Here is a 25,310-nt window from a genome sequence, read left to right as displayed (position 1 = left end):
ATGGCAGGCAGGTCGGCCCGTCCCGGGCGCGTCCTCATCGTCTTCCTTCTCGGAGTGGCGATCCTCTACGGCTTGGTGGCGATCGGTGGCACCTGGAAGCCGGCGCTCGGCCTCGACCTCCAGGGCGGCACGCGCATCACGCTGATCGCCGAGGGCAACCCGGACCCGGAGGCGATGGACGAGGCGCAGAAGATCATCGACCAGCGCGTCAACGGCACCGGTGTCAACGAGGCCGAGGTGACCGTCCAGGGCGATCGCTTCATCGTGGTCGAGATCCCGGGCAAGAACCGCAGCGACCTGGTCGACACGGTGTCGCGTACGGCGCAGCTGCGCTTCCGCACCGTGGCCTGCAGCAGCGTGGCGCCCGGTCCCTGCGGCACGCCCACCACGCCTCCCACCAACGACCCGCTGGCTCCGGACGCGACCGATGCTCCGTCGGAGGAGCCCTCGGAGGAGCCCTCGCAGTCGCCCTCCCAGAAGCCGTCGGACAAGAAGGCTGACAAGCCGAGCTCGAAGAACCGCCCGGCGTTCGGGTTCGTGGCCGACGAGAAGGACGAGCGGGGCGCGGCGAAGCCGTCGGCGTCCCCGTCGGACAGCCCGTCCGCGTCCCCGTCGGAGAGCCCGTCCGAGAGCCCCGCCGAGTCGCCCTCGGCGACCCCGGTCGACGAGGACAACAAGGCCGCCCAGGCCCTGCAGTTCATGGCGCAGCCGGACCAGGCGTCGATCGACGCCTACAACGCCTACACCTGCCCCACGACCGAGCCGGTCGTCGACGACCCGGCCAAGCCGCTGGTCACCTGCGGCACCGGCGACGAGGCGGGCGTGAAGTACCTGCTCTCGCCCGCCGCGATCGAGGGCACCGACCTGACGGGTGCCGATGCCGGCGTCCCGTCCGGCGAGTTCGCCTGGCAGGTCAACCTGAGCCTCGGTGGCGAGGGCAAGCAGGTGTTCAAGGAGCTCTCGCAGAACATGGTGAACACCGAGCAGCAGTTCGCGGTGGTCCTGGACGGCAAGGTCATCTCCTCGCCCGGCTTCGACGGCGTGATCACCAACGGCGACGCCCGGATCAGCGGCGGCTTCACCGAGGAGACGGCGACCAGCCTCGCGACCAGCCTGAAGTTCGGTGCGCTTCCCGTGGACTTCGAGAGCGACCCGAGCACCGAGGACGTCGGTCCGTCGCTCGCCGGTGACCAGCTCCAGGCCGGCCTCACCGCCGCGATCCTCGGTCTGGTCCTGGTGATGCTCTACTGCCTGGTCTACTACCGCGGTCTCGGCCTCGTCGTGCTGCTGTCACTCCTGGTCGCAGCGGCGATCACCTACGCGATGGTGCTGCTGCTCGCCAACACCGCCGGCTTCACGCTGACCCTGCCCGGCATCGCCGGTCTGATCATCGGCGTCGGTGTCACCGCCGACTCCTTCATCATCTTCTTCGAACGCATCCGCGACGAGATGCGAGAAGGCAGGTCCATGCGCGTCGCCGTCGAGACCGGCTGGAAGCGGGCCCGCAAGACGCGGCTCGCGGCCAACGTGGTCTCGCTGCTCTCCGCGGCGGTCCTCTACCTCTTCGCCACCGGCGTGGTGAAGGGCTTCGGTTTCGCGCTGGGCCTCTCCACGCTGATCGACCTCGCGATCCTGTTCTGGTTCACCAAGCCGCTGGTCTCGACGCTCGCGCGGTTCAAGTTCTTCAACGGTGGCGGTGAGCTGTCGGGCCTGAGCGCCGCGACCCTCGGCATCGACCACGTTCCGGCGGGAGGCAAGGCCTGATGGGCAAGTTCTCGAGGCTCGGCAACGAGCTCTACCAGGGCCGCAAGTCCTACGACTTCGTCGGCCGCCGCGCACTCTGGTACGCGATCTCGGGCACCCTGGTCGGTCTCGCCGTCCTGGTGATCGTGGTCAAGGGCCTGAACTTCGGCATCGAGTTCACCGGTGGCTCGCAGTACACGCTGAGCAATCTGCCGAGCGACGTCGCCGGTCAGGAGACGGCCGACGAGCTGCGCGACGAGATCGGCACCGGGGTCTCGGGCCTGGCCTCCGAGCCGATCGTGACGACGGCGGGCGACGCCAGCATCCTCATCCAGACCGAGGACCTCACTCCCGCGCAGAACGCCCAGGCGCGCCAGATCATCAGTGACGTCACGGGCGTCGACCCCAACGACGAGGAGTTCATCTCCCTGACCCAGATCGGCGCGAGCTGGGGCGAGGAGGTCGCCAAGCGGGCAGTCCTCGGCGTCGCGATCTTCCTGCTGCTCGTCGTGCTGTTCATCTGGGGCTACTTCCGCGAGTGGAAGATGTCGATCGCCGCCCTGGTGGCGCTTCTTCACGACGTGCTGCTGACGATCGGGGTCTACTCGCTGTCGGGCTTCCCGGTGACGCCGGCCGCGGTCACCGGTCTGCTCGCGATCCTCGGGTTCTCCATGTACGACACCGTCGTGGTGTTCGACAAGATCCGTGAGAACACCCACGAGCTCAAGACCGGCCGCCAGACCTACGCCCAGGCGGCCAACCTCGCGGTCAACCAGACCCTGGTGCGCTCGATCAACACCTCGATCGTGGCCCTCATCCCGATCGGCGCGATCCTGTACGTCAGCACCGTGCAGCTCGGCTCGAGCTCGCTGAAGGACCTGGCGCTCGCGCAGTTCGTGGGCATGGCCGCTGGTGTCTTCTCGTCGGTGTTCATCGCCCCGCGCGTCCTCGTGCACCTCAAGTCGCGGGAGGCCGACGTCATCCTGGCCGACCGCCGCGCGCAGACCCGCGTGAAGCACGAGGCCGACCGCTACGCCTCGGTCCCGGCGTTCACCGAGGACATGCCGATCCACGACGAGGTGGGCGAGGAGGGCGAGTCGCTCGACGACGCGCCCGTCGCCCGGACGGTCACCACCCGGAGCACCACGCCGCCGCCGGCCGCCGGCAGCGGCCGGATCGCACCGCAGGCTCGGGGTCCGGTGAAGGACAGCCCGTCCTCCGGCCGCCAGCAGCCGACCCGCCAGCCGAAGTCGAAGCGGGACAAGAAGTGAGCGAGCCCGGGCCGGGGCTGGCCGGAGCGTTGGCCCTGATCGCCGACGTCCCCGACTTCCCCGAGCCCGGGATCCTCTTCAAGGACATCACCCCGCTGCTGGCCGACCACACGGCGCTGACGGCGGTCATCGGGGCGCTCGCGGCAGCGGGCCGGGACGACTCCGGTCGCCCGGTGGTCGACAAGGTGCTCGGCATGGAGTCTCGCGGCTTCATCCTCGGCGCCCCGGTCGCGCTGGCGCTCGGCGTCGGGTTCGTCCCGGTCCGTAAGGCCGGCAAGCTGCCGCGGGAGACATACGCCGTCTCCTACGCGCTGGAGTATGGCGAGGCCACCCTCGAGGTGCACCGGGACGCGCTGGAGCCCGGTGACCGCGTGCTGCTGGTCGACGACGTGCTCGCCACGGGCGGCACCGCCAAGGCGACCATGGAGCTGGTGGAGCACTGCGGCGCCTCGGTGCACGCGGTGGCGATGCTCATGGAGCTCGGCTTCCTGCCCGGCCGCGACGCCATCGGCGACGTGCCGCTGACCTGCCTCCTGACCGTCTGATCCGCTCGCTCGGCCCTCTAGACTGCAAGCGTGACCGAGGAACGAGCCGCCACTCCCGTCGAGGAGGAGCAGCTCGCGCCCAGGACTCCCTCCGAGTCGCCGCCGTCGACGCGCAGCATGCGGGCCCGGCTCGCGCGGATGGGTGCGCGCGGACAGGCGACGACCAACCCGGTCCTCGAGCCGCTGTTCCGCTCGGTGCGCGCCAACCACCCCAAGGCGGACCTGGCGCTCCTCGAGCGCGCCTACCTGACCGCCGAGAAGATGCACGGCACCCAGACCCGCAAGAGCGGTGACCCGTACATCACCCACCCGCTCGCGGTCACCACCATCCTCGCCGACATCGGCATGACCGAGCCGACCCTGGCCGCCGCGCTGCTGCACGACACGGTCGAGGACACGCCGTACACCCTCGAGCAGGTCCGGCAGGACTTCGGCGACGAGGTCGCTCAGCTCGTCGACGGCGTGACCAAGCTCGACAAGGTCAAGTACGGCGACTCCGCGCAGGCCGAGACCATCCGCAAGATGATCGTCGCGATGTCGCGCGACATCCGGGTGCTCGTCATCAAGCTCGCGGACCGGCTGCACAACATGCGCACGCTGCGCTACGTCCGGCAGGAGACCCAGGAGCGGGTCGCCCGCGAGACCCTCGACATCTACGCGCCGCTGGCCCACCGGCTCGGCATGAACACCATCAAGTGGGAGCTCGAGGACCTCGCGTTCGCGACCCTGCACCCCAAGATCTACGACGAGATCGTGCGGATGGTGGCCGAGCGCGCCCCGTCGCGCGACCAGTTCCTCGCCGAGGTGATCGCCCAGGTCGAGGCGGACCTGCGCGAGGCGAAGGTCAAGGCGTCGGTGACCGGCCGGCCGAAGCACTACTACTCGATCTACCAGAAGATGATCGTCGGCGGCCGGGAGTTCTCCGACATCTACGACCTGGTCGGCATCCGCGTGCTCGTCACCGACGACCGCGACTGCTACACCGTCCTCGGCGTCCTGCACTCGCGGTGGAACCCCGTGCTCGGGCGGTTCAAGGACTACGTCGCGATGCCGAAGTTCAACATGTACCAGTCGCTGCACACGACGGTGATCGGTCCGCAGGGCAAGCCGGTCGAGCTGCAGATCCGGACCTTCGCGATGCACCGCCGCGCCGAGTACGGCGTCGCGGCGCACTGGAAGTACAAGGAGGACGGCCGGGCCGGGGTCGACACCGACCGCCCGGGCGACCTCGACGACATGACGTGGGTGCGTCAGCTCCTCGACTGGCAGAACGACTTCGAGGATCCGGGCGAGTTCCTCGAGTCGCTGCGCTTCGAGATCAACCGGGCCGAGGTCTACGTGTTCACCCCGCGCGGCGACGTGATCGCGCTCCCCACCGGGGCGACGCCCGTCGACTTCGCCTACGCCGTGCACACCGAGGTCGGCCACCGCACGATCGGCGCCCGGGTGAACGGCCGCCTGGTGCCGCTGGAGTCCGAGCTCGAGAACGGCGACGTCGTCGAGGTCTTCACCTCCAAGGGCCCCAACGCCGGCCCGTCGCGCGACTGGCTCGGCTTCGTGAAGTCGCCGCGCGCCCGCTCGAAGATCCGCCAGTGGTTCACCAAGGAGCGGCGTGAGGAGGCGATCGACCAGGGCAAGGAGCAGATCGCCAAGCTCATGCGCAAGGAGGGTCTGCCCCTCAAGCGACTGATGTCCCACGAGTCGCTGATGCTGGCGGCGGTCCACTTCAAGCTCGCCGACGTCTCCGCCCTGTACGCCGCGGTCGGGGAGGGCAACCTGTCCGCGCAGGCCGTCGTACGCCGGGTCATCGACCTGCACGGCGGCGACGACGGTGCGGCCGAGGACCTCGCCGAGGGCGTGACGATCACCAGCCGGCGTTCCCGCTCGAAGGTGCAGAAGGGCGGCGACTCGGGCGTGATCGTCAAGGGCGCGCCGGACGTCTGGGTGAAGCTCGCGAAGTGCTGCACGCCCGTGCCGCCCGACCCGATCCTCGGCTTCGTGACCAAGGGCGGGGGAGTGTCGGTGCACCGGCAGAGCTGCACCAACGCCAAGAGCCTCCAGGCCCAGTCGGAGCGGCTGCTGGACGTCGAGTGGGCGCCGACCGGCCAGTCGAGCTTCCTGGTCAACATCCAGGTGGAGGCGCTCGACCGCGCCCGGCTGCTGTCCGACATCACGATGGCGCTCTCGGACGCCCACGTCGACATCCTCAGCGCGAACCTCTCCACGACCCGTGACCGGGTCGCCAAGAGCCGGTTCACGTTCGAGATGGCCGAGGCCAAGCACCTCGACAGCGTGCTCAAGGCCGTGCGGGGGGTTCCGGGCGTGTTCGACGCCTACCGGGTGACCCAGTGAGCGGTCTGGACCTCGTCGTGCTTTTCGAGCGGAGCCGGCGACCGCGACCGTAGCGTGCGCGGCATGCGTTTCAATCGCCCCTCTGGGAAGGCCGTCATGGCCGTTGGAGCCATCGCGCTGACCCTCGTGGTCGTCGCGACCTCCGGCGCCGTGGCCGGCGCGCTGATCACGTCGAAGGACATCAAGGACAACACGATCAAGTCCCGTGACATCAGGAACGGCACGATCCGGACCGCGGACATCCAGTCCGGTGCGGTCACCTGGGAGGACTCGCTGTCGCAGGCGACCAAGGATCTGATCGAGGGACTGGCCCAGTCCGGCGCGGCAGGTCCTCCCGGCCCTGCCGGTGCGCCGGGGCCTGCGGGCCCGAGCGGTGCCAACGGCACCGGAGCGCTGACGGGGTGGAAGGTGTACGACGCCCCGACGGGGTCGACGGCGCCGCTGAGCATCACCAACCCGCTCTATGCCGTGTGCGCCGAGTCCTACGAGAACCCCGAGGACGTCGCCGAGTTCTGCGGTGACGAGACCCTCGTCCTGGACCTGCCCCGGACCCAGCCGGCCTCCGGCAACCTGAGCCTGGCCGCGGGCTCGTACCTCGTCACGCTCCGGACGCTCTCGCCGACCCTCGGCGTCTGGGTTCCGCAGCTGAGCACGGACTCCGGCCTCGCGAGCCTCACCGGCTCGATGGGTGTGTGCCTCTCGCTGTTCGTCCCGTGCGAGACCACGTTCCCGGTCGTCGTCCCCTCCGGAGGCGCGGAGCTCAACCTCTACACGGGCGACATCCTGGGAGCTCTCGGAGGCCTCTGCGGCTGCGAGCTGGAGACCGCGGACCCGATGGCGAGCCTGTCGGTGGTCAGCGTGGCCACCGGTCCGGGCGTGACCGCGCCGAGCGCCCCGAACTTCCAGCAGGTCGTCGACGCGCTCGTCGGCGAGATCACCGCGCTGATCACGGGGATCGTGCCGGATGGCCCGCTGCCGAAGCGGTCCTTCCCGAAGGCGCTGCGGACGCTGGAGAGGCAGTACCTGAACTGATCCGGGGTGGAGCGGGTCAGCCGGAGAAGTCCGCGCTGGCCCGCTTCGCCATCTCCAGGAACGACTGGCGCGAGGCGAGGTTCTCCTCGAGCTCCTTGACCTTCTTCTCGTTCCCGGCGGCGCGCGCCTTCTCCAGGTCCACCTCGACCTGGGCGATGGCGGCCTCGAGCTTGGAGACCATGTCGTCCGCGCGGGCCGACTTCTCCGGGTCGGAGCGGCGCCACTGCTCGTCCTCGAGCCCACGGATCTCCTGCTCGACCTTGCGGATGCGGCCCTCGAGGTCCTTCATCCGGTCGCGCGGCACCTTGCCCGCCGCGTCCCACCGGTCGGCGATGTCGCGGAACGCGCGCTTGGCGGCCTCGAGGTCGGTGACCGGGAGCAGCGCCTCGGCCTCGACGAGGAGCTTCTCCTTGACCTCGGCGTTCGCGGCGAACTCCTGGTCCTGCTCGGCCGCGGCCGCCTCCCGAGCGCCGAAGAACGTGTCCTGGGCGCCCCGGAAGCGCTTCCAGAGCGCGTCGTCGACGTCGCGCGGCGCGGGGCCGGCGGCCTTCCACTGCCGCATCAGGTCGCGGTACCGCGCGGCGGTCGGACCCCACTCGGTCGAGCCGGCGAGCTCCTCGGCCTCGGTCGCGAGCCGCTCCTTCACGGCGCGCGCCGCGTCCCGCTTCTCGTGCTGCTCGGAGAAGTGCGCCTTGCGGCGCCGGGTGTACGACGTGCGCGCGGTCGAGAACCGTCGCCACAGCGCATCGTCGGACGCGCGGTCGATGCGGGGGAGCGCCTTCCACTCGTCGAGCAGCTCGCGCATCCGGTTCGCCCCGTGGCGCCAGTCGGAGCCCTCGGCGAGCTTCTCGGCCTCCGTGACGATCCGCTCCTTGCCCTCGCGCGCCTCGGCGGAGCGCTGGGCGCGCTCGGCCTTGCGAGCCTCGCGCTGCTCGTCGAGCACCGGGGTGAGCGCGTCGAGCCGGGCGACCAGGGACGCGAGGTCGCCCACGGCGTTCGCCTCGGCCACCTGCGTGCGCACCGTGCGGACCGAGGCGCCGGCCTCCTCGGGCGACATCACGCCCGACTTGATCCGCTGCTCCAGGAGGTCGACCTCGAAGGCGAGCGCGTCGTACCGCTCGGTGAAGAAGCGCAGCGCCTCCTCGGGTGTGCCCTCGGGGTACTGGCCGACGGCCCGCTCGCCGTCACCGGTCCGTACGTAGACGGTGCCGTCGTCGTCGACGCGGCCCCAATCGTGGCTTGTCACTGGATGCGCTCCGCTCGCTCAGGTCGTGGCGGTGCCCATGCTAGTCAAGGAGCCGGGTTCCGCGCCGGGACGACGTGTTCGGTGGAAGGCCCCGCAGCACCGGTGCGGCGTCGCCGGACCGCGCTCGATAGGCTGCGTGGGTGTTGATCGCCGGTTTCCCCGCAGGTCCGTGGGGCACGAACTGCTACGTCGCCGCCACCGGCCCCGGCAGCGAGTGCGTGGTCGTCGACCCCGGCAAGGACGCGGCTGACGGTGTTGCCCAGGTGGTCCGCGAGCACCGGCTCAAGCCGGTCGCCGTGCTCGTCACCCATGGTCACATCGACCACATGTGGTGCGTCGCCCCGGTCGCGGGGACGTACGACGCCACCGCCTGGATCCACCCGGGCGACCGGCACCTGCTCGCCGACCCGATGTCCGGGATGTCGCGCGAGACCAGCCAGATGCTGCTCGGGGGCGACTTCCAGTTCGCCGAGCCCGACGACGTCCGCGAGCTGACCGACCTCCAGGAGCTCGAGCTCGCCGGCCTGCGCTTCGTCGTCGACCACACGCCCGGCCACACGGAGGGATCGGTGACGTTCCGCTCGCCGTACGACCGCGAGGACGTCTCCGAGGTCATGTTCTCCGGCGACCTGCTGTTCGCGGGCTCGATCGGGCGCACCGACCTGCCCGGCGGCGACCACGAGACGATGCTGCAGAGCCTCAAGAGCAAGGTGCTGCCCCTGGCCGACGACATCGTCGTGCTGCCCGGCCACGGCGAGCAGACGTCCATCGGCCGCGAGCGCGCCACCAACCCCTTCCTGCAGGATCTCTGACATGGCCAAGCCCACCCCGCTGAGCGGGTTCCCCGAGCTGCTGCCCGAGCAGCGGTTCGTCGAGCAGCAGGTCGCCGACACGCTGCGCCACACCTTCGAGCTGCACGGCTTCGCCGGCATCGAGACCCGCGCGGTCGAGCCGATGGACCAGCTGCTGCGCAAGGGCGAGACCTCCAAGGAGGTCTACGTGCTGCGCCGCCTGCAGGAGGACTCCGCCGAGGGTCACGCCGGGATCGGGCTGCACTTCGACCTCACCGTGCCCTTCGCGCGCTACGTCGTCGAGAACGCCGGCAAGCTGGAGTTCCCGTTCCGGCGCTACCAGATCCAGAAGGCCTGGCGGGGCGAGCGCCCCCAGGAGGGCCGCTACCGCGAGTTCACGCAGGCCGACATCGACGTGGTGATGAAGGACGAGCTGCCCTTCCACTTCGACGTCGAGGTCGCTCGGGTGATGGCCGAGGCGCTCTCCGGCCTGCCGCTGCCGCCGCTGCGCCTGCGGGTCAACAACCGCAAGCTGATCGAGGGCTTCTACCGCGGCATCGGCGCGGCGGACCCGCAGGCCGTGATCACGATCATCGACAAGCTCGACAAGCTCCCGGAGGAGCAGGTGGCCGCGCTGCTGGTGAGCGACGCCGGTCTGAGCGACGAGCAGGCCGCGCAGTGCCTCCAGCTCGCCACGATCACCAGCACCGACACGAGCTTCGTCGAGCGGGTGCGCGCGCTGGGCGTCCAGCACGAGCTCCTCGACACCGGCCTCCAGGAGCTCTCCGCGGTCATCGACGGGTGCGCCGCGGTGCGCAGCGACCGGTTCGAGGTCGAGGCCAGCCTGAGCCTGGCGCGCGGTCTCGACTACTACACCGGCACCGTGTTCGAGATCTACATGGTCGGCTTCGAGTTCCTGAAGTCCGTCGGCGGGGGCGGGCGGTACGACGCCCTCGCGTCCGACGGCCGGTCGACGTACCCCGGGGTCGGCATCTCCTTCGGCATCTCGCGCACGCTGGTGCCGTTGATGAGCCGCGGTCTGCTGGCCGCGGACCGCAAGGTGCCGAGCGCGGTGCTGGTCGCGCTGGTCGACGAGGAGGGCCGCGCCGACAGCGACGCGATCGCGACGGCGCTGCGCGCACGGGGCATCCCGTGCGAGGTGGCGGTCAGCGCCCAGAAGTTCGGCAAGCAGATCCGCTACGCCGAGCGTCGCGGCATCCCCTACGTCTGGTTCACCGGTGCCGACGGGGGCCACGAGGTCAAGGACATCCGATCGGGGGAGCAGGTCGCCGCGGACCCGGCGACCTGGACCCCACCCAACGACGACCTGCGACCGCAGGTACTCATCAAGGAGACAGAGCAGTGATCCGCACCCATGACGCGGGCGCCTTGCGCGCCGAGCACGTCGGCCAGACCGTGACCCTCGCCGGGTGGGTGGCCAACCGTCGCGATCACGGAGGCGTCGCGTTCATCGATCTCCGCGAGGCCAGCGGCGTCGTCCAGGTCGTGATCCGCGACGAGGAGGTCGCGCACCAGCTGCGCGCCGAGTACTGCCTCAAGGTCACCGGCGAGGTGACCGCGCGCAAGGAGGGCAACGAGAACCCCAACCTGGCGACCGGTGCGATCGAGGTCGTCGCCAGCGACGTCGAGGTGCTCAGCGCGGCCGCGCCCCTGCCGTTCCCGATCAGCGACCACATCGACGTCGGTGAGGAGGCTCGGCTCAAGCACCGCTACCTGGACCTGCGCCGTACCGCCCCGAACGAGGCGATCCGCCTGCGCAGCAAGGTCAACAAGGCCGCGCGCGACGTGCTCGACCGCCACGACTTCGTCGAGATCGAGACCCCGACGCTGACCCGGTCGACCCCCGAGGGCGCCCGCGACTTCCTGGTGCCCGCACGGCTGCGGCCCGGCACGTGGTACGCCCTGCCGCAGAGCCCGCAGCTGTTCAAGCAGCTGCTGATGGTCGCCGGGATGGAGCGCTACTTCCAGATCGCGCGCTGCTACCGCGACGAGGACTTCCGCGCCGACCGGCAGCCGGAGTTCACCCAGCTCGACATCGAGATGAGCTTCGTCGAGCAGGACGACGTGATCGCGATCGCCGAGGAGATCCTCGTCGCGCTCTGGAAGCTGATCGGCCACGAGGTCCCGACCCCGCTGACCCGGATGACCTACGCCGACGCGATGGCTCGCTACGGCTCCGACAAGCCGGACCTGCGGATGGGCCAGCAGCTCGTCGACTGCACCGAGTACTTCAAGGACACGCCGTTCCGCGTGTTCCAGTCGCCGTACGTCGGCGCCGTCGTGATGCCCGGGGGAGCGAGCCAGCCGCGCAAGCAGCTCGACGCCTGGCAGGAGTGGGCCAAGCAGCGTGGCGCGAAGGGCCTCGCCTACGTCCTGGTCCAGGAGGACGGCGAGCTCACCGGCCCGGTCTCGAAGAACATCTCCGACGAGGAGAAGGCCGGCCTGGCCGCCCACGTCGGCGCGAAGCCCGGCGACTGCGTGTTCTTCGCCGCCGGCGCGGTGAAGTCCAGCCGGGCGCTGCTCGGCGCCGCGCGCCTCGAGATCGGCCGCCGCTGCGGCCTCATCGACGAGAACGAGTGGAGCTTCCTCTGGGTCGTCGACGCCCCGCTCTTCGAGCCGGCCGACGACGCCACCGCCGCCGGGGACGTCGCTGTCGGCAGCGGTGCCTGGACCGCGGTGCACCACGCCTTCACCTCGCCCCAGGACGTCGAGACCTTCGACCAGGACCCGGGCAACGCGCTCGCCTGGGCCTACGACATCGTCTGCAACGGCAACGAGATCGGCGGCGGGTCGATCCGTATCCACCGCGAGGACATCCAGAAGCGGGTCTTCGCCACCATGGGCATCTCCGAGGAGGAGGCCGACGAGAAGTTCGGGTTCCTCCTGGAGGCGTTCAAGTACGGCGCGCCCCCGCACGGCGGGATCGCCTTCGGCTGGGACCGGATCGTCTCGCTCCTGGCGCGCACGGAGTCGATTCGTGACGTGATCGCGTTCCCCAAGTCCGGGGGAGGGTACGACCCGCTCACCGCAGCACCTGCGGCCATCACGGCCGAGCAGCGCAAGGAGGCCGGTGTGGACGCGAAGCCGACGCAGAGCGTCCCGCCAGAGGGCTGATCCGACGGACGCGTCGATGAACGCGTCGAGACCAGATCGTTACACGCCCATGACCCGATGTTGTGCTGGCGTCACATAGAGTCACTGCGGTCGCAGGCCCCCGGCGACGCCCGCAATCCGGGCGATCCGCACCCCGCGACGAGCAACAGATCCGAGAAGACAGAGGTGCCATGACGGTTCAGGCTTCCAACCTGGAGAGTGAACACCTGCCCGACCCCACCGGTTCGCCGGACGGGGACCTCAGCAAGGTCGCCGGCCAGTCGCCGACCCGACTGGCGATCGGACGGTTCCGCAGGGACCGGCTCTCGATGATCTCGTTCGTCGTCGTCGTGACCTACATGCTCGCGGCGATCGCGGCGCCGTTCCTCGTGAAGTTCGGGGTGCTCGACCCGTTCAGCTTCAACAACGACCTGATCGACCCCAACACCGGCGGACTTCCGATCGGTAAGTACGGCGGCATCAGCTGGGACCACCCGCTCGGCGTCGAGCCGGGCACGGGTCGTGACCTGCTGTCGCGGATCTGGTACGGCATCACCTTCTCGCTGGTCATCGCGCTGTCGGCGACGGCGATCGCGATCGTGCTCGGCACCGTGCTCGGCATCATCGCCGGCTTCACCGGCGGCTGGGTCGACTCGATCATCGGCCGCGCGATCGACCTGACGCTCTCGTTCCCGCAGACCCTGATGCTGCTGGCCCTCTCGAGCCTCGCGATCGAGTTCATCACCGACGACCTCCACATCCCGGCCGGAGACGTCGCGAACGCCTTCTACGTGATCGTGGTCCTCGGGCTCTTCGGATGGCCCGGCATCGCCCGGCTGATGCGCGGGCAGGTCCTCTCGGTGCGCGAGCGGGAGTTCGTCGACGCCGCCCTGCTCATCGGCGCCTCGCGCCGTCGGATCTACTTCAAGGAGATCCTGCCGAACCTGTGGGCCCCGCTGCTGGTGACGTTCACGCTCACCATGCCGGTCTACGTCTCGGCGGAGGCGGCCCTGAGCTACCTCAACGTCGGCATCAAGCCGCCCACGCCGACGCTCGGCAACGTCCTGCGGAGCTCGATCCTGTACTCCAGCGCCGACTTCATCTTCTTCTTCGCGCCGGCGTTCCTGATCATGGTCATCGTCGTCAGCTTCAACCTCCTCGGCGACGGCATCCGTGACGCGCTCGACCCGAAGGCATCGCGTTGACCCCGTCCCACGGGACCCCCTCAGTCTTCGGCGACACAGAGTCGCCGAATGTGCCGCCGCTCCTGGCGCGTCACACACTCAAGGAGAAGTAATGTTCAAGTATCGAAAGCGGGTGTTCGCGGCCACGGCCGCGGTCGCGCTTGCGGCCAGCCTTGCCGCCTGTGGCGGTAGTGACTCGGACGGCGACGGCACTTCGAGTGCGCCGACCTCCGACGAGAAGGGCGGCACGCTCAACTACTACATCTTCGCCCCGATCGAGCACCTCGACCCGCAGCGGGTCTACGTGGGTCGCGACATCACCAACCTGAGCCGGACCGTGTACCGCACCCTGGTCGCGTTCCCGGTCTCCGACGACCCCGAGGTCGCCAACACGCCGGTCCCCGACCTGGCCACCGACACCGGTACGAGCGAAGAGGGCGGCAAGTCCTGGTCGTTCACGGTCAAGGACGGCGTCAAGTGGGAGGATGGCCAGCCCATCACCTGTGAGGACTTCAAGTACGGCGCCTCGCGTGTCTTCGCGACCGACGTCATCACCGGTGGTCCGAACTACATCCTGAGCTACCTCGACATCCCCAAGGACGACACCGGCCTGCCGGCGTACAAGGGTCCCTACACGGGCGAGGGCCAGGAGCTCTTCGACAAGGCTGTCACCTGCGACGGCAACACCATCACGTACCACTTCAACAAGCCGTGGCCGGACTTCCCGCTCGCGATTGCTGGTCTGCACATGATGGACCCGTACCGCCAGGACAAGGACAACGGCGACAAGTCCAACTTCCAGATCTTCTCCAACGGCCCCTACAAGCTCGAGGGCTCGTGGGACAAGGCCACCGGTGGCACGCTCGTGCGCAACGAGAACTACGACGAGTCGACCGACTCGCCGGAGCTGCGCGCTGCCCTTCCGGACAGCATCGTCTTCGACATCGGCCAGACCACCGAGACGATCTACGACCGGCTGATCCAGGACTCTGGCGACGACCAGTACGCCATCACCAGCCAGAGCGTCCCGCCGCCGTACTACAACCAGATCGAGGGCCCGGTCGCTGACCGTTCGGTCAACGTCGACTCGCCGTACGTCTACTACCTCCTTCCGTACTTCCGCTCGGAGGTCATGAAGGACCCGGCCGTTCGCCAGGCGCTCGCCGTCTCGACCAACGCCGACGCCTACGTCGCCGCCATCGGTGGCGACAAGGCCGCGGGTGTTGCCGAGTCGATCGTCAGCCCGGCCGTGGTCGGCTACCAGGAGAACCCCGCGTTCTCCGGCTCGAACTCGGGTGACCCCGAGGCTGCGAAGCAGATCCTCGACGACGCCGGCGTGCAGACTCCGGTGAAGATCACCTACACCTACCCGAGCAGCGAGACGAACGACAAGGCTGCCGCCGCTCTGAAGGACACCTGGGACCAGGCTGGTTTCGAGGTGACCCTGGACGGTCTGGGCGACACGTACTACGACGTCATCCAGAAGCCGACCAAGGACTCGGACGTCATCTGGGGTGGTTGGGGCGCCGACTGGCCGTCCGCCATCACCGTGACCGCGCCGCTGTTCGACAGCCGCCCGAACCTGACCCAGAACTCCGACGGTCAGGACTACGGCGCCTACGACAGCGACGAGTTCAACGCCCTGGTCGACGAGGCGCAGAACGCCTCTGACCTGGACGCTCAGACGGCCGCTCTGCAGGAGGCTGACGCGCTGCTCGGCGAGGACTACGCCTACATCCCGCTGACCATCACGAAGTTCTACATGCTGTACGGCTCGAAGGTCACCAACTACACCACCACCCCGGCGTCCAACGGTTACCCGGACCTCGGTGCGATCGGTGTCGAGAGCTGACCTGCTCGGCTGAGCACCTGCAACACCTGTAGCAACACGAGTAACACCCAGCAACACCTGTCGGGCGGTCGCCTTCGGGCGGCCGCCCGGCCCGCGGGTGAGGGCCTCGTCGAGGGGCCCTCACCCTCACCGCCGTCCAGGGTGCATGCTGGTCCCAGTACCGGCTCCCACCCGAGCCGACTCCGTAACTCCCAAGGTGGTTTCGACCCATGTTCGCGTACGTCATCCGCCGCGTCTTCGTCGGCGTGATCCTGCTGATCGTGATGAGCTTGGTGACGTTCGTCCTCTTCTTCGCGTCCCCGGTCGACCCGGGTCGCTACGCCTGCGGCAAGAACTGCTCGCCGGCGCAGATCGAGCAGACGAACAAGGCCCTCGGCTACGAGAAGCCGGTCATCGAGCAGTGGACGGACTTCCTCAAGGGCGTCATGGTCGGGCGTGAGTACCCCGACGACCCCGCGCTGCGCGCAGCGGCACCCGAGCTCGTCGTCGAGTGCCCGGCTCCCTGCCTCGGCTACTCCGTCGTCAACAGCGTCACCGTCAACGAACAGCTGAAGGAACGCTTCCCCGTCTCGCTCTCCCTGGCACTCGCCGCCCTGCTGATGTGGGTCACCGGTGGTGTGCTGTTCGGGGTGATAGCCGCGGTCCGGAAGGGAACGATCGTCGACCGCGGCATCGTCGCCCTGTCCCTCATCTTCTACGCCTTCCCGGCGTTCTTCATCGGCCTGTTCCTCCTCAAGTTCGTCGCGATCAAGTGGGAGATCGTGCCGGTGCCGGAGTACACAGCGATCGCCGAGGGCGGCGTCGGACTCTGGTTGCAGGGCCTGTTCCTGCCCGGTCTGACCCTGGCGCTGCTGTACATGGCCGGCTACGTCCGCATGACGCGCGCCTTCGTGCTGGAGTCGATGAGCGAGGACTACGTCCGGACCGCCCGGGCCAAGGGCCTGAAGTCGCGCCGCGTGCTGGTCAAGCACAGCATGCGCGCCGCGCTCACCCCGCTGGTCACCATGATCGGCCTGGACTTCGCCGGCCTCATGGGTGGCGCGATCATCACTGAGACAGTCTTCAACTACAATGGCCTCGGCAAGCTGGCGGTCGATGCGACCGTCACCTACGACCTGCCGACGATCATCGGGCTCGTGCTCCTGCTGGGGACGTTCGTGATCCTGGCCAACATCATCGTCGACGTGCTGTACGCCGTCATCGACCCGCGCGTTCGCGTCGGCTGAGGGGAGTCCCGTGTCCAGCTTTCTTTCGGTCCGTGACCTGAAAGTGCACTTTCCGACCGTCGACGGCATCGTGAAGGCGACCGACGGGCTCTCGTTCAACCTGGAGCGTGGCAGCACCCTCGGCATCGTGGGTGAGTCCGGATCCGGCAAGTCGGTCTCGAGCTCGGCGATCCTCGGCCTGCACCGCAACACGAGTGCTCAGGTCAGCGGCGAGATCATGCTCGACGGAGTCGACCTGCTGAAGCTCAGCGACGAGGACATGCGTCGGCGCCGCGGCAAGGACGTCGCGATGATCTTCCAGGACCCGCTCTCGGCGATGCACCCGTACTACACGGTCGGGAACCAGATCGGCGAGGCGTACCGCGTCCACCACGACGTGAGCAAGAAGGTCGCCCGCGCTCGGGCGATCGAGATGCTCGACCGCGTCGGGATCCCGCAGCCGGACCGCCGCGTCGACGACTACCCGCACCAGTTCTCGGGTGGCATGCGCCAGCGCGCGATGATCGCGATGGGGCTGATCAACAACCCCAGCCTGCTGATCGCCGACGAGCCGACGACCGCGCTCGACGTGACCGTTCAGGCGCAGATCCTCGACCTGCTCCAGGACCTGCAGCGCGACTTCGACGCCGCGGTCATCATCATCACCCACGACCTCGGTGTCGTGGCGGAGATGGCCGACGACGTGCTCGTGATGTACGCCGGCCGCGCGGTCGAGTACGGCTCCTGCAAGGAGATCCTCACGCACCCGGAGATGCCGTACACGTGGGGCCTGATCTCCAGCATCCCGGACGTCACCGGTGACACCTCCGCCCAGCTCATCCCGATCCCGGGCAACCCGCCGAGCCTGCTCAACCCGCCCAGCGGGTGTGCGTTCCACCCCCGGTGCACGCACCGGGACAAGGTGCCCGGGGACCTGTGCACGACGTCGTTGCCGGAGCTGCTGCCCGGGACTCGCACCGAGACCCACCTGAAGCGGTGTCACCTGACGAACCCTGACGCTGTGTACGAACGAGAGGTCCTGCCGGAGATCGCGCCGGACCTGGTGGAGGAACGATGAGCAGCCACGAGCCGAAGACCAGCCACGAGCAGGTCCCCGCCGGCAGTGCGATGCCGAACGAGGACGCGTTCAGCGGGACCCAGGACCCGACCGACGACGCCGCGTCGTACGTCGGCCCGGTCACCAGCCACGGGGCGACCATGGCGGACCCGAACGCGAAGGCGATCCTCGAGGTCAAGGACCTCCGGATGTACTTCCCGGTGAAGTCCTCGGGGATCATCCGGCGGACCATCGGCCACGTGCAGGCCGTCGACGGCGTGTCCTTCCAGGTCCCGGCCGGGGGCTCGCTGGGCCTGGTGGGCGAGTCGGGCTGCGGCAAGTCGACGACCGGCCGGCTGATCACGCGGCTCTACGAGCCGACCGGCGGCAGCATCAACTTCGACGGCAAGGACATCACGAAGACCTCGGCGCGCGGGCTCAAGCCGCTGCGCCGGGAGATCCAGATGATCTTCCAGGACCCGTACACCTCGCTGAACCCGCGGCACAGCGTCGGCGCGATCATCGGGGCGCCGCTGGCGATCCACAACATCCTGCCGAAGAACAAGATCCTGCCCCGGGTCCAGGAGCTCCTCGAGATCGTGGGCCTGAACCCCGAGCACTACAACCGTTACCCGCACGAGTTCTCCGGTGGTCAGCGCCAGCGCATCGGCATCGCCCGGGCGCTCACCCTGCAGCCGAAGCTGCTGGTGGCCGACGAGCCGGTCTCCGCGCTCGACGTGTCGATCCAGGCGCAGGTCATCAACCTGCTGCAGGACCTGCAGGACGAGTTCGGCATCGCGTTCCTGTTCGTCGCGCACGACCTCGCCGTGGTCCGGCACTTCTGCCCCGAGGTCGCGGTGATGTACCTCGGCAAGATCGTCGAGATCGCCGACCGCGAGACGCTCTACAACCGGCCGAACCACCCCTACACGCAGGCGCTGCTGTCCGCGGTCCCCGACGTGAAGCAGGCCGCGGTCGGCGGCCGGCGTGAGCGGATCCGGCTCGAGGGCGACGTCCCGAGCCCGATCAACCCGCCCTCGGGCTGCCGCTTCCGCACCCGGTGCCCGCTGGCGCAGGAGATCTGCGCCCGGGTCGAGCCGCCGCTGCTGCAGATCGGCAAGCGGCACAAGGTCGCCTGTCACTTCGCCGGCGAGCTGGGCAAGCACCCGGACAAGCCGGTGACGGCGTCCCTGCTCGGCGTGGACGACTCCGGCACGCCGGACCCGGGCGCCAGCCCGAGCACGGACGTCGGCAACGAGCCCGGCTACTCCGACACCTGGTTCGACCTGGAGCGCAGGACGATGGCATCCGCGTGAGGCCTAGTCTCTGAGCGTGGCTGACGAAGGACTCTTCGACGCCCCCGGTTCCGTCGCGTCGACAGGCGCGCGGACCGGGGGCGGCTCGTTGAACGCGAACACGCACGCGTCCGCGCCGCTCGCCGTACGCATGCGCCCGCGCACGCTCGACGAGCTCGTCGGCCAGGAGCAGCTGCGCGCCCCGGGCTCGCCGCTGCGCCGGCTGGTCGAGGGCGACCAGTCGATGTCGTTGCTGCTCTGGGGCCCGCCGGGCACCGGCAAGACGACGATCGCCGCGATCGTGAGCCAGCAGACCGACCGGCGCTTCGTCGAGGTGTCCGCGGTGTCGGCCGGGGTGAAGGAGGTGCGCGCCGCGATCGACGCCGCGCGCGCCGAGCTGGTCGCGGGCGGGCGGGAGACCGTGCTGTTCGTCGACGAGGTGCACCGGTTCAGCAAGGCGCAGCAGGACGCGCTGCTCCCGGGTGTGGAGAACCGCTGGGTGACGCTGATCGCCGCGACCACCGAGAACCCGTTCTTCAGCGTGATCTCGCCGCTGCTGTCGCGCAGCCTGCTGCTGCGCCTGGAGTCGCTGACCGACGACGACGTGCGGTCGGTGCTCGACCAGGCGATCGTCGACGAGCGCGGGCTGGCCGGCCGGGTGCAAGTCGACGACGACGCGCTCGAGCACCTAGTCCGGCTCGCCGGTGGGGACGCCCGGCGTTCCCTGACCTACCTCGAGGCCGCGGCCGGCGCCGCGACCGCGCAGGGTCTCGACACCGTCGACCTGGCCACCGCCGAGACCGCCGTCGACCGCGCTGCCGTGCGCTACGACCGGCAGGGCGACCAGCACTACGACGTCGTCAGCGCGTTCATCAAGTCGATCCGGGGCTCCGACGCCGACGCCGCGCTGCACTACCTCGCCCGGATGATCGAGGCGGGGGAGGACCCGCGGTTCATCACGCGGCGGCTGATGATCCTCGCCTCGGAGGACATCGGGCTCGCCGACCCGACCGCGATCCAGACCGCCGTGGCGGCCGCGCAGGTGGTCCAGCTGATCGGGATGCCCGAGGCCCAGCTCACCCTCGCGCACGCCACGATCGCGCTCGCGGTCGCCCCGAAGTCGAACGCCGTCACCACCGCGATCGGCGCCGCGCTCGCCGACGTGCGCGCCGGCAAGATCGGCCAGGTGCCACCCCACCTGCGCGACGCGCACTACGCGGGAGCGAAGAAGATCGGTCACGGCTCGACGTACAAGTACAGCCATGACGAGCCGTTCGGCATCGCCGAGCAGCAGTACGCCCCCGACGTCCTCGCCGACGCGGCGTACTACCAGCCGACCACGCTGGGCGCCGAGGCCGCGATCAAGGAGCGCTGGGAGCGGGTACGCCGGATCATCCACGGCGAGTGAGGTCGCGGTGGTCGGGCTCGTCGAGACCCCCGCACCCGAGCGCCCGCCTCGAGTTGCGGGGTCTCGACAGGCTCGACCGACGGGGCCCGCGATAGGGTCGGGAACCATGCAGGACTGGATCGGAGCCGCGGCCGCGGGCGTGCTGGCGCTGGTCGCGCTCGCGCTCGGCGCCGCGCTGCTGCGCGCCCGGTCCCGCACCGATCGTGAGCTGGAGGCCGCGCGGGCCGAGAGGGCCGAGCTGCGGGCGCAGATCGAGGCGCTCGAGGCCCGGGTCAGCCGGCCCGAGCCGCGGACCGCTCCCGAGGCGGAGTTCGTGATCACCGGCCTCGGTCAGCCCGAGGCGGAGCCGGCGCCCAAGATCGAGACGACGCTGTTCGCCGACATCGTGCTGCGCGAGACGGTCGTGAAGGCCGCGTCGCTCGCCCACGGGCTGCGTCGCGCGCTGGACCCGGAGACCCGGCACCGGATCCGCTACGAGATGGGTCGCGAGGTGAAGCGGGCCCGCAAGCAGCGCCGGGTCGACACCCGCCAGGCACGCCGCGAGTGGCAGGCCCGGCAACGCGCCGACGAGGGCAACGCCGCATGAGGCGCGGGCTCTGGTTCGCCGCCGGAGCCGGCACCGCGGTCTACGCGATGGTGCGGGGACGGCGTGCGGCCGAGGTGTTCTCCGTCGACGGGCTCAAGGACCGGCTCGGCGCGCTGGAGCTCGGCGCGCGGATGTTTCGCGACGAGGTCGCCCAGGGCCAGGCCAGCAAGGAAACGGAGTTGCGGGAGAAGCTCGGGCTCGTGCCTCATGGGACACCCGAGCTCGCCGGCGGCCGCCACAAGGCGATCCCCGCCACCGACACGACACAGGAAGGCAGCAACTGATGGACACCGCGGAGATTCGCCGGAGGTTCGTCGCTCACTTCGAGCGCGACGGTCACACCCCGGTCCCGTCCGCATCGCTGCTGCTCGACGACCCGAACCTGCTGTTCGTCAACGCCGGCATGGTGCCGTTCAAGCCGTACTTCCTCGGCCAGGAGACCCCGCCGTACACCCGGGCGGCCAGCGTCCAGAAGTGCGTGCGCACGCCCGACATCGAGGACGTCGGCAAGACCAGCCGGCACGGCACCTTCTTCGAGATGTGCGGCAACTTCTCCTTCGGCGACTACTTCAAGGAGCACGCGATCGAGCTCGCGTGGGACCTCGTCACCAAGTCGCAGGCCGACGGCGGGTGGGGGTTCGACGAGTCCAAGCTCTACCCGTCGATCCTGGACGGCGACGACGAGGCGCTGCATCTCTGGAAGAAGATCACCGGGCTGCCCGACGACCGGATCGCGCGGCTCGGCCCCAAGGAGAACTACTGGTCGATGGGCGTGCCCGGCCCGGGCGGCCCGTGCTCGGAGCTGCTGATCGACCGCGGCCCGGCGTACGGTCCCGACGGCGACTTCTCCGCCGAGGACCGCTACCTCGAGTTCTGGAACCTCGTCTTCATGCAGGACGAGCTCAGCGCGGTGCGGTCCAAGGAGGACTTCGACATCGCCGGGTCGCTGCCGAAGAAGAACATCGACACCGGCATGGGCCTCGAGCGGGTCGCGTTCCTGACCCAGGGCGTCGACAACATGTACGAGATCGACGTGATGTTCCCGGTCATCCAGATGGCCGAGCAGCTGTCGGGCAGGCGGTACGGCGCCGACCCCGAGGACGACATCCGGTTCCGCGTGGTCGCCGACCACGTCCGCAGCTCGATGATGCTCATCTCCGACGGCGTCACCCCCGGCAACGAGGCGCGCGGCTACGTGCTGCGCCGCCTGCTGCGCCGCGCGGTGCGCTCGATGCGCCTGCTCGGCTACGAGGACCCGGCGCTGCCGGAGCTGATGCCGATCAGTCGCGACAAGATGGGCGAGACCTACACCGCCCTGCACCAGGACTGGGAGCGGATCTCGACGGTCGCCTACGCCGAGGAGCAGGCCTTCCGCCAGACCCTGCGCGCGGGCACGTCGATCTTCGACCTGGCCACCACCGAGCTGAAGGAGTCCGGCGGCACGCAGCTGTCCGGCGACAAGGCGTTCGCGCTGCACGACACCTACGGCTTCCCGATCGACATCACCCTCGAGATGGCCGCGGAGCAGGGGCTCTCGGTCGACGAAGAGGGCTTCCGCCGGCTCATGAACGAGCAGCGGCAGCGCGCCAAGGACGACGCGCGCTCCAAGAAGGGCGCCCACCGGGACGCCTCGGCGTACCGCGAGGTCGCCGACTCGATGGGCCACGCCGTGGAGTTCACCGGCTACGACGTGACCACCGACGAGGGCTCGGTGCGCGGCATCGTCGCCGCGGGCGGCGTCGTCTCGGCGGCCGGTCCGGGTGACGAGGTCGAGCTGGTGCTCGACCGCACCCCGTTCTACGCCGAGGGCGGCGGCCAGCTCGCCGACCAGGGCGTGATCGAGCTCGCGAACGGCGCGCGTCTCGAGGTCTACGACGTGCAGTCGCCCGTCACCGGCCTGATCGTGCACAAGGTCAAGGTGCTCTCCGGCGAGGTCACCACCGGGCTCGGCGCACACGCCGCGGTCGACCTCGAGCGGCGCCGGTCCATCTCGCGTGCCCACACCGCGACGCACATGGTGCACAAGGCGTTCCGCGAGGCGCTGGGGGAGACCGCGACCCAGGCGGGCTCCGAGAACGCCCCGGGCCGCTTCCGCTTCGACTTCTCCGCGACCGGTGCCGTTCCCGAGTCGGTGATGGCCGACGTCGAGGCGCGGGTCAACGAGGTGGTGCTCGAGGACCTCGCCGTCGGGGCCGAGGTCATGAGCCAGGCCGAGGCCGTGAAGTCCGGCGCGATGGCGCTCTTCGGCGAGAAGTACGGCGACCGGGTGCGGGTCGTGTCGGTGGGCGACTGGGCTCGTGAGCTCTGCGGCGGCACGCACGCCGGCAGCTCCGGCAAGCTCGGCGTCATCAAGCTGCTCCACGAGTCGTCCATCGGCTCCGGCGTACGCCGCGTCGAGGCGCTGGTCGGCAGCGACGCCTACCGCTTCCTCGCCCGCGAGCACGTGCTGGTCAACCAGCTGTCCGAGGCGCTCAAGGTGCGCCCCGAGCAGCTGCCCGAGCGCGTCAACGACATCGTCGAGAAGCTGCGCGCGGCCGAGAAGGAGATCGAGAGGGTCCGCGTCGGCCAGCTGCTCGCGGCCGGGGGCGAGCTCGCCGCCGGTGCGGCCAAGGTCGGGCCGGTCAACCTGGTGGCGCACCGCGCCGACGGCGCCTCGGGCGGTGACGTGCGCACGCTCGCGCTCGACGTCCGAGGCCGGCTGCCGCAGGGCGAGCCGGGCGTCGTCGTCGTGATCGGCGCCGCCGACGGCAAGGTGTCGGTCGTCGCCGCGCTCAACGACGAGGCGCAGGCCCGCGGCCTGAGCGCCAACGACCTGGTCCGCGCGGTCGGCCCGCTGGTCGGCGGCAAGGGCGGTGGCAAGGCCGACGTCGCCCAGGGCGGCGGCACCGACTCCTCCCGCATCGACGAGGCGCTCGCCGTCGTCACGACCGAGGTCGGCCGGGTGGCGTCCGCCTGATGCGCCACGGCGTACGCCTCGGCATCGACCCCGGGGACGCCCGGATCGGGGTCGCGCGCAGCGACCCGACCGGGTTCCTGGCGACCCCGGTCGAGACCGTGCGCCGCGGCAAGGGCGACCTCGCCCGGATCGCGCGGATCCTCGCCGAGGAAGAGGCCGTCGAGGTCGTCGTGGGGCTGCCCCGATCGCTGTCGGGGGGAGAGGGGCCGGCGGCTGCGAAGGTGCGCGAGTTCGCCGCGGCCCTCGCTCGGCGGGTCTCGCCGGTCCCGGTCCGGCTCGTCGACGAGCGGATGACCACGGTTTCGGCGGAGGCTATGCTGCGCGACCAGGGCCGCAAGGGGGGCAAGCGGCGCGCCGTGGTGGATCAGGCGGCTGCCGTCCTCATCCTGCAGCACGCACTGGACACCGAACGCGCGACGGGCGCTGCACCGGGCGAGATCGTCGAGGAGACGTAGATGACCGACGAGCACGACCAGTACGACGCCACCGAGGAGGACACCGGCCTGCTCGGTGACGACTTCGACGGCGAGGACGACGCGCCCTACGAGCCGGGCGGGCGCCGCCGCGCGCGCAAGCGCCGCAGCGTGCCGGGCTGCATCGCCGTCCTGGTCGCCCTGGCGGTCATCGTCGGCGGCTTCTACTTCGTGGTCTCGTGGGGCATCGACACCGTCCGCGACCAGTTCGAGTCGGCACCCGACTACCCGGGCCCGGGCCGCGGCAAGGTCGTGTTCGAGGTCGAGCAGGGCGACACCGTCGCCGAGATGGGCCGCAACCTGAAGGCAGCCGGGGTCGTGGAGTCGGTCGACGCCTTCACCAACGCCGCGATCGCCAACCCCGACTCGAGCCAGATCCAGTTCGGCTTCTACCAGCTGAAGAAGGAGATGGCCGCCGAGGACGTCGTCGAGATCCTGGTGGACCCCGCGAACCTGGTGAAGAACACCGTCACCATCCCCGAGGGCTACTCCGTCGACCAGATCGTCGAGACCCTGGCCGAGAACACCGACTTCAAGGCGAAGGACTTCGAGAAGGTCCTCGCCGACCCCGGTCAGCTGGGGCTGCCCGACTACGCCGAGGGCAACCCGGAGGGGTACCTGTTCCCGGCGACGTACGACTTCGGGCCGAACGACGACCCGAAGCGGATGCTCAGCGCGATGGTCGACCGCTGGAAGCAGGCGGCCGAGGACGCCGACCTCGAGGCGCGCGCCGCTGAGCTCGGCTACACCCCGCACGAGCTGATGACCGTCGCCAGCCTCGTCGAGGCCGAGGGGCGCGGCGACGACATGCCGAACATCTCCCGGGTGATCTACAACCGGATCGAGAACCCCGACAACGGCGTGACCAACGGCCTGCTTCAGGTCGACGCAGCCGTGAACTACGCGCTCGGCCGGTCCGGCGTCACCCGTCTGACGCAGGAGGAGATCGACTCGGTCGCCGACTCGCCCTACAACACCTACACCCAGGTGGGTCTCCCGCCGGGCCCGATCGAGGCGCCCGGCGACGCGGCCATCCAGGCAGCGGCGAACCCGGCGGACGGCGACTGGCTGTTCTACGTCACGGTCAACCTCAAGACCGGCGAGACGAAGTTCACCGAGTCCTACGACGAGTTCCTCCAGTTCAAGGCAGAGCTGGATGAGTACTGCGCCACCCAGTCCGACCGGTGCTGACCGGGTCGC

The 25,310-nt window shown here is 69.8% G+C and carries 20 protein-coding genes; 19 read left to right on the top strand and 1 reads right to left on the bottom strand.

Features of this window, described 5'->3' with window-relative positions:
- From secD to ABD875_RS21295, 5 genes are all read left to right on the top strand, one after another.
- Complete coding sequence (secD, locus tag ABD875_RS21315; protein ID WP_345182096.1) at positions 1-1,764, top strand: protein translocase subunit SecD; 1,764 nt, start codon at positions 1-3, stop codon at positions 1,762-1,764.
- The gene (secF, locus tag ABD875_RS21310) at positions 1,764-3,014 is read left to right on the top strand and encodes a protein translocase subunit SecF (RefSeq protein WP_345182093.1); all 1,251 of its coding nucleotides are present in this window, start codon (positions 1,764-1,766) and stop codon (positions 3,012-3,014) included. Before secD ends, secF begins: the two co-directional genes overlap by 1 nt.
- Positions 3,011-3,559 carry an adenine phosphoribosyltransferase gene (locus tag ABD875_RS21305; protein WP_345182091.1) on the top strand — a complete coding sequence of 183 codons (549 nt, stop codon included), beginning with the start codon at positions 3,011-3,013 and terminating at the stop codon, positions 3,557-3,559. Before secF ends, ABD875_RS21305 begins: the two co-directional genes overlap by 4 nt.
- A gap of 117 nt (positions 3,560-3,676) precedes the next feature.
- Positions 3,677-5,911, top strand: a complete 2,235-nt coding sequence (locus ABD875_RS21300) for a RelA/SpoT family protein (RefSeq protein ID WP_345182595.1) — start codon at positions 3,677-3,679, stop codon at positions 5,909-5,911.
- Between the two features lie 96 nt (positions 5,912-6,007).
- Complete coding sequence (locus ABD875_RS21295; RefSeq protein WP_345182089.1) at positions 6,008-6,943, top strand: hypothetical protein; 936 nt, start codon at positions 6,008-6,010, stop codon at positions 6,941-6,943.
- A 16-nt stretch (positions 6,944-6,959) separates the two neighbouring features.
- Here ABD875_RS21295 and ABD875_RS21290 read toward each other — a convergent pair whose 3' ends face one another.
- On the bottom strand, positions 6,960-8,189 hold the full coding sequence (locus ABD875_RS21290) for a DUF349 domain-containing protein (protein ID WP_345182087.1): 1,230 nt from the start codon (positions 8,187-8,189) through the stop codon (positions 6,960-6,962).
- 140 nt (positions 8,190-8,329) lie between these two features.
- Here ABD875_RS21290 and ABD875_RS21285 point away from each other — a divergent pair, with 140 nt between their 5' ends.
- The 14 genes from ABD875_RS21285 to mltG all read left to right on the top strand — a co-directional run bounded on the left by ABD875_RS21285 (position 8,330) and on the right by mltG (position 25,301).
- Positions 8,330-9,001 carry an MBL fold metallo-hydrolase gene (locus tag ABD875_RS21285; RefSeq protein WP_345182085.1) on the top strand — a complete coding sequence of 224 codons (672 nt, stop codon included), beginning with the start codon at positions 8,330-8,332 and terminating at the stop codon, positions 8,999-9,001.
- Position 9,002: 1 nt separating this feature from the next.
- Entirely contained in the window at positions 9,003-10,346 is a 1,344-nt protein-coding gene (gene hisS, locus ABD875_RS21280; protein ID WP_345182082.1) for a histidine--tRNA ligase, read from the top strand.
- Positions 10,343-12,115, top strand: coding sequence for an aspartate--tRNA ligase (aspS, locus tag ABD875_RS21275; RefSeq protein WP_345182080.1), 1,773 nt, complete (start codon positions 10,343-10,345; stop codon positions 12,113-12,115). The genes hisS and aspS overlap by 4 nt, the downstream gene beginning before the upstream one ends.
- A 170-nt stretch (positions 12,116-12,285) precedes the next feature.
- Positions 12,286-13,299 carry an ABC transporter permease gene (locus ABD875_RS21270; RefSeq protein ID WP_345182078.1) on the top strand — a complete coding sequence of 338 codons (1,014 nt, stop codon included), beginning with the start codon at positions 12,286-12,288 and terminating at the stop codon, positions 13,297-13,299.
- 91 nt (positions 13,300-13,390) lie between these two features.
- Complete coding sequence (locus tag ABD875_RS21265; protein WP_345182076.1) at positions 13,391-15,130, top strand: ABC transporter substrate-binding protein; 1,740 nt, start codon at positions 13,391-13,393, stop codon at positions 15,128-15,130.
- A 209-nt stretch (positions 15,131-15,339) separates the two neighbouring features.
- Positions 15,340-16,356, top strand: coding sequence for an ABC transporter permease (locus ABD875_RS21260; RefSeq protein WP_345182074.1), 1,017 nt, complete (start codon positions 15,340-15,342; stop codon positions 16,354-16,356).
- Positions 16,357-16,399: 43 nt separating this feature from the next.
- Positions 16,400-17,413, top strand: a complete 1,014-nt coding sequence (locus ABD875_RS21255) for an ABC transporter ATP-binding protein (RefSeq protein WP_345182072.1) — start codon at positions 16,400-16,402, stop codon at positions 17,411-17,413.
- A 140-nt stretch (positions 17,414-17,553) separates the two neighbouring features.
- Positions 17,554-18,708 (top strand): ABC transporter ATP-binding protein, encoded by a 1,155-nt coding sequence (locus ABD875_RS21250; protein ID WP_345182592.1) that lies wholly within the window; start codon positions 17,554-17,556, stop codon positions 18,706-18,708.
- Between the two features lie 16 nt (positions 18,709-18,724).
- A complete protein-coding gene (locus tag ABD875_RS21245; RefSeq protein WP_345182070.1) occupies positions 18,725-20,095 on the top strand; it encodes a replication-associated recombination protein A in 1,371 nt (456 codons plus the stop codon).
- A gap of 106 nt (positions 20,096-20,201) precedes the next feature.
- Positions 20,202-20,681, top strand: coding sequence for a hypothetical protein (locus tag ABD875_RS21240; protein WP_345182067.1), 480 nt, complete (start codon positions 20,202-20,204; stop codon positions 20,679-20,681).
- On the top strand, positions 20,678-20,965 hold the full coding sequence (locus tag ABD875_RS21235; protein WP_345182065.1) for a DUF6167 family protein: 288 nt from the start codon (positions 20,678-20,680) through the stop codon (positions 20,963-20,965). The genes ABD875_RS21240 and ABD875_RS21235 overlap by 4 nt, the downstream gene beginning before the upstream one ends.
- The gene (gene alaS / locus ABD875_RS21230) at positions 20,965-23,637 is read left to right on the top strand and encodes an alanine--tRNA ligase (protein ID WP_345182063.1); all 2,673 of its coding nucleotides are present in this window, start codon (positions 20,965-20,967) and stop codon (positions 23,635-23,637) included. The genes ABD875_RS21235 and alaS overlap by 1 nt, the downstream gene beginning before the upstream one ends.
- A complete protein-coding gene (gene ruvX, locus ABD875_RS21225) occupies positions 23,637-24,092 on the top strand; it encodes a Holliday junction resolvase RuvX (protein WP_345182060.1) in 456 nt (151 codons plus the stop codon). Before alaS ends, ruvX begins: the two co-directional genes overlap by 1 nt.
- On the top strand, positions 24,093-25,301 hold the full coding sequence (gene mltG, locus ABD875_RS21220; protein ID WP_345182058.1) for an endolytic transglycosylase MltG: 1,209 nt from the start codon (positions 24,093-24,095) through the stop codon (positions 25,299-25,301).
- The last annotated feature ends 9 nt before the right edge of the window (positions 25,302-25,310 follow it).

It is taken from the genome of Nocardioides caricicola (genome assembly GCF_039541135.1).
GTDB lineage: Bacteria > Actinomycetota > Actinomycetes > Propionibacteriales > Nocardioidaceae > Nocardioides > Nocardioides caricicola.
The sequence above is the reverse complement of the archived record's forward strand: the minus strand, read 5'-3'. Positions and strand labels throughout refer to the sequence as shown.

Excerpts from the sequence above, each read along its gene's own strand:
- secD (WP_345182096.1), top strand. The coding sequence starts at position 1 with ATGGCAGGCAGGTCGGCCCGTCCCGGGCGCGTCCTCATCGTCTTCCTT.
- secF (WP_345182093.1), top strand. The coding sequence starts at position 1,764 with ATGGGCAAGTTCTCGAGGCTCGGCAACGAGCTCTACCAGGGCCGCAAG.
- ABD875_RS21300 (WP_345182595.1), top strand. The coding sequence starts at position 3,677 with ATGCGGGCCCGGCTCGCGCGGATGGGTGCGCGCGGACAGGCGACGACC.
- ABD875_RS21295 (WP_345182089.1), top strand. The coding sequence starts at position 6,008 with ATGGCCGTTGGAGCCATCGCGCTGACCCTCGTGGTCGTCGCGACCTCC.
- hisS (WP_345182082.1), top strand. The coding sequence starts at position 9,003 with ATGGCCAAGCCCACCCCGCTGAGCGGGTTCCCCGAGCTGCTGCCCGAG.
- ABD875_RS21270 (WP_345182078.1), top strand. The coding sequence starts at position 12,286 with ATGACGGTTCAGGCTTCCAACCTGGAGAGTGAACACCTGCCCGACCCC.
- ABD875_RS21265 (WP_345182076.1), top strand. The coding sequence starts at position 13,391 with ATGTTCAAGTATCGAAAGCGGGTGTTCGCGGCCACGGCCGCGGTCGCG.
- ABD875_RS21260 (WP_345182074.1), top strand. The coding sequence starts at position 15,340 with ATGTTCGCGTACGTCATCCGCCGCGTCTTCGTCGGCGTGATCCTGCTG.
- ABD875_RS21250 (WP_345182592.1), top strand. The coding sequence starts at position 17,554 with ATGGCGGACCCGAACGCGAAGGCGATCCTCGAGGTCAAGGACCTCCGG.
- ABD875_RS21240 (WP_345182067.1), top strand. The coding sequence starts at position 20,202 with ATGCAGGACTGGATCGGAGCCGCGGCCGCGGGCGTGCTGGCGCTGGTC.
- ABD875_RS21235 (WP_345182065.1), top strand. The coding sequence starts at position 20,678 with ATGAGGCGCGGGCTCTGGTTCGCCGCCGGAGCCGGCACCGCGGTCTAC.
- alaS (WP_345182063.1), top strand. The coding sequence starts at position 20,965 with ATGGACACCGCGGAGATTCGCCGGAGGTTCGTCGCTCACTTCGAGCGC.
- ruvX (WP_345182060.1), top strand. The coding sequence starts at position 23,637 with ATGCGCCACGGCGTACGCCTCGGCATCGACCCCGGGGACGCCCGGATC.
- mltG (WP_345182058.1), top strand. The coding sequence starts at position 24,093 with ATGACCGACGAGCACGACCAGTACGACGCCACCGAGGAGGACACCGGC.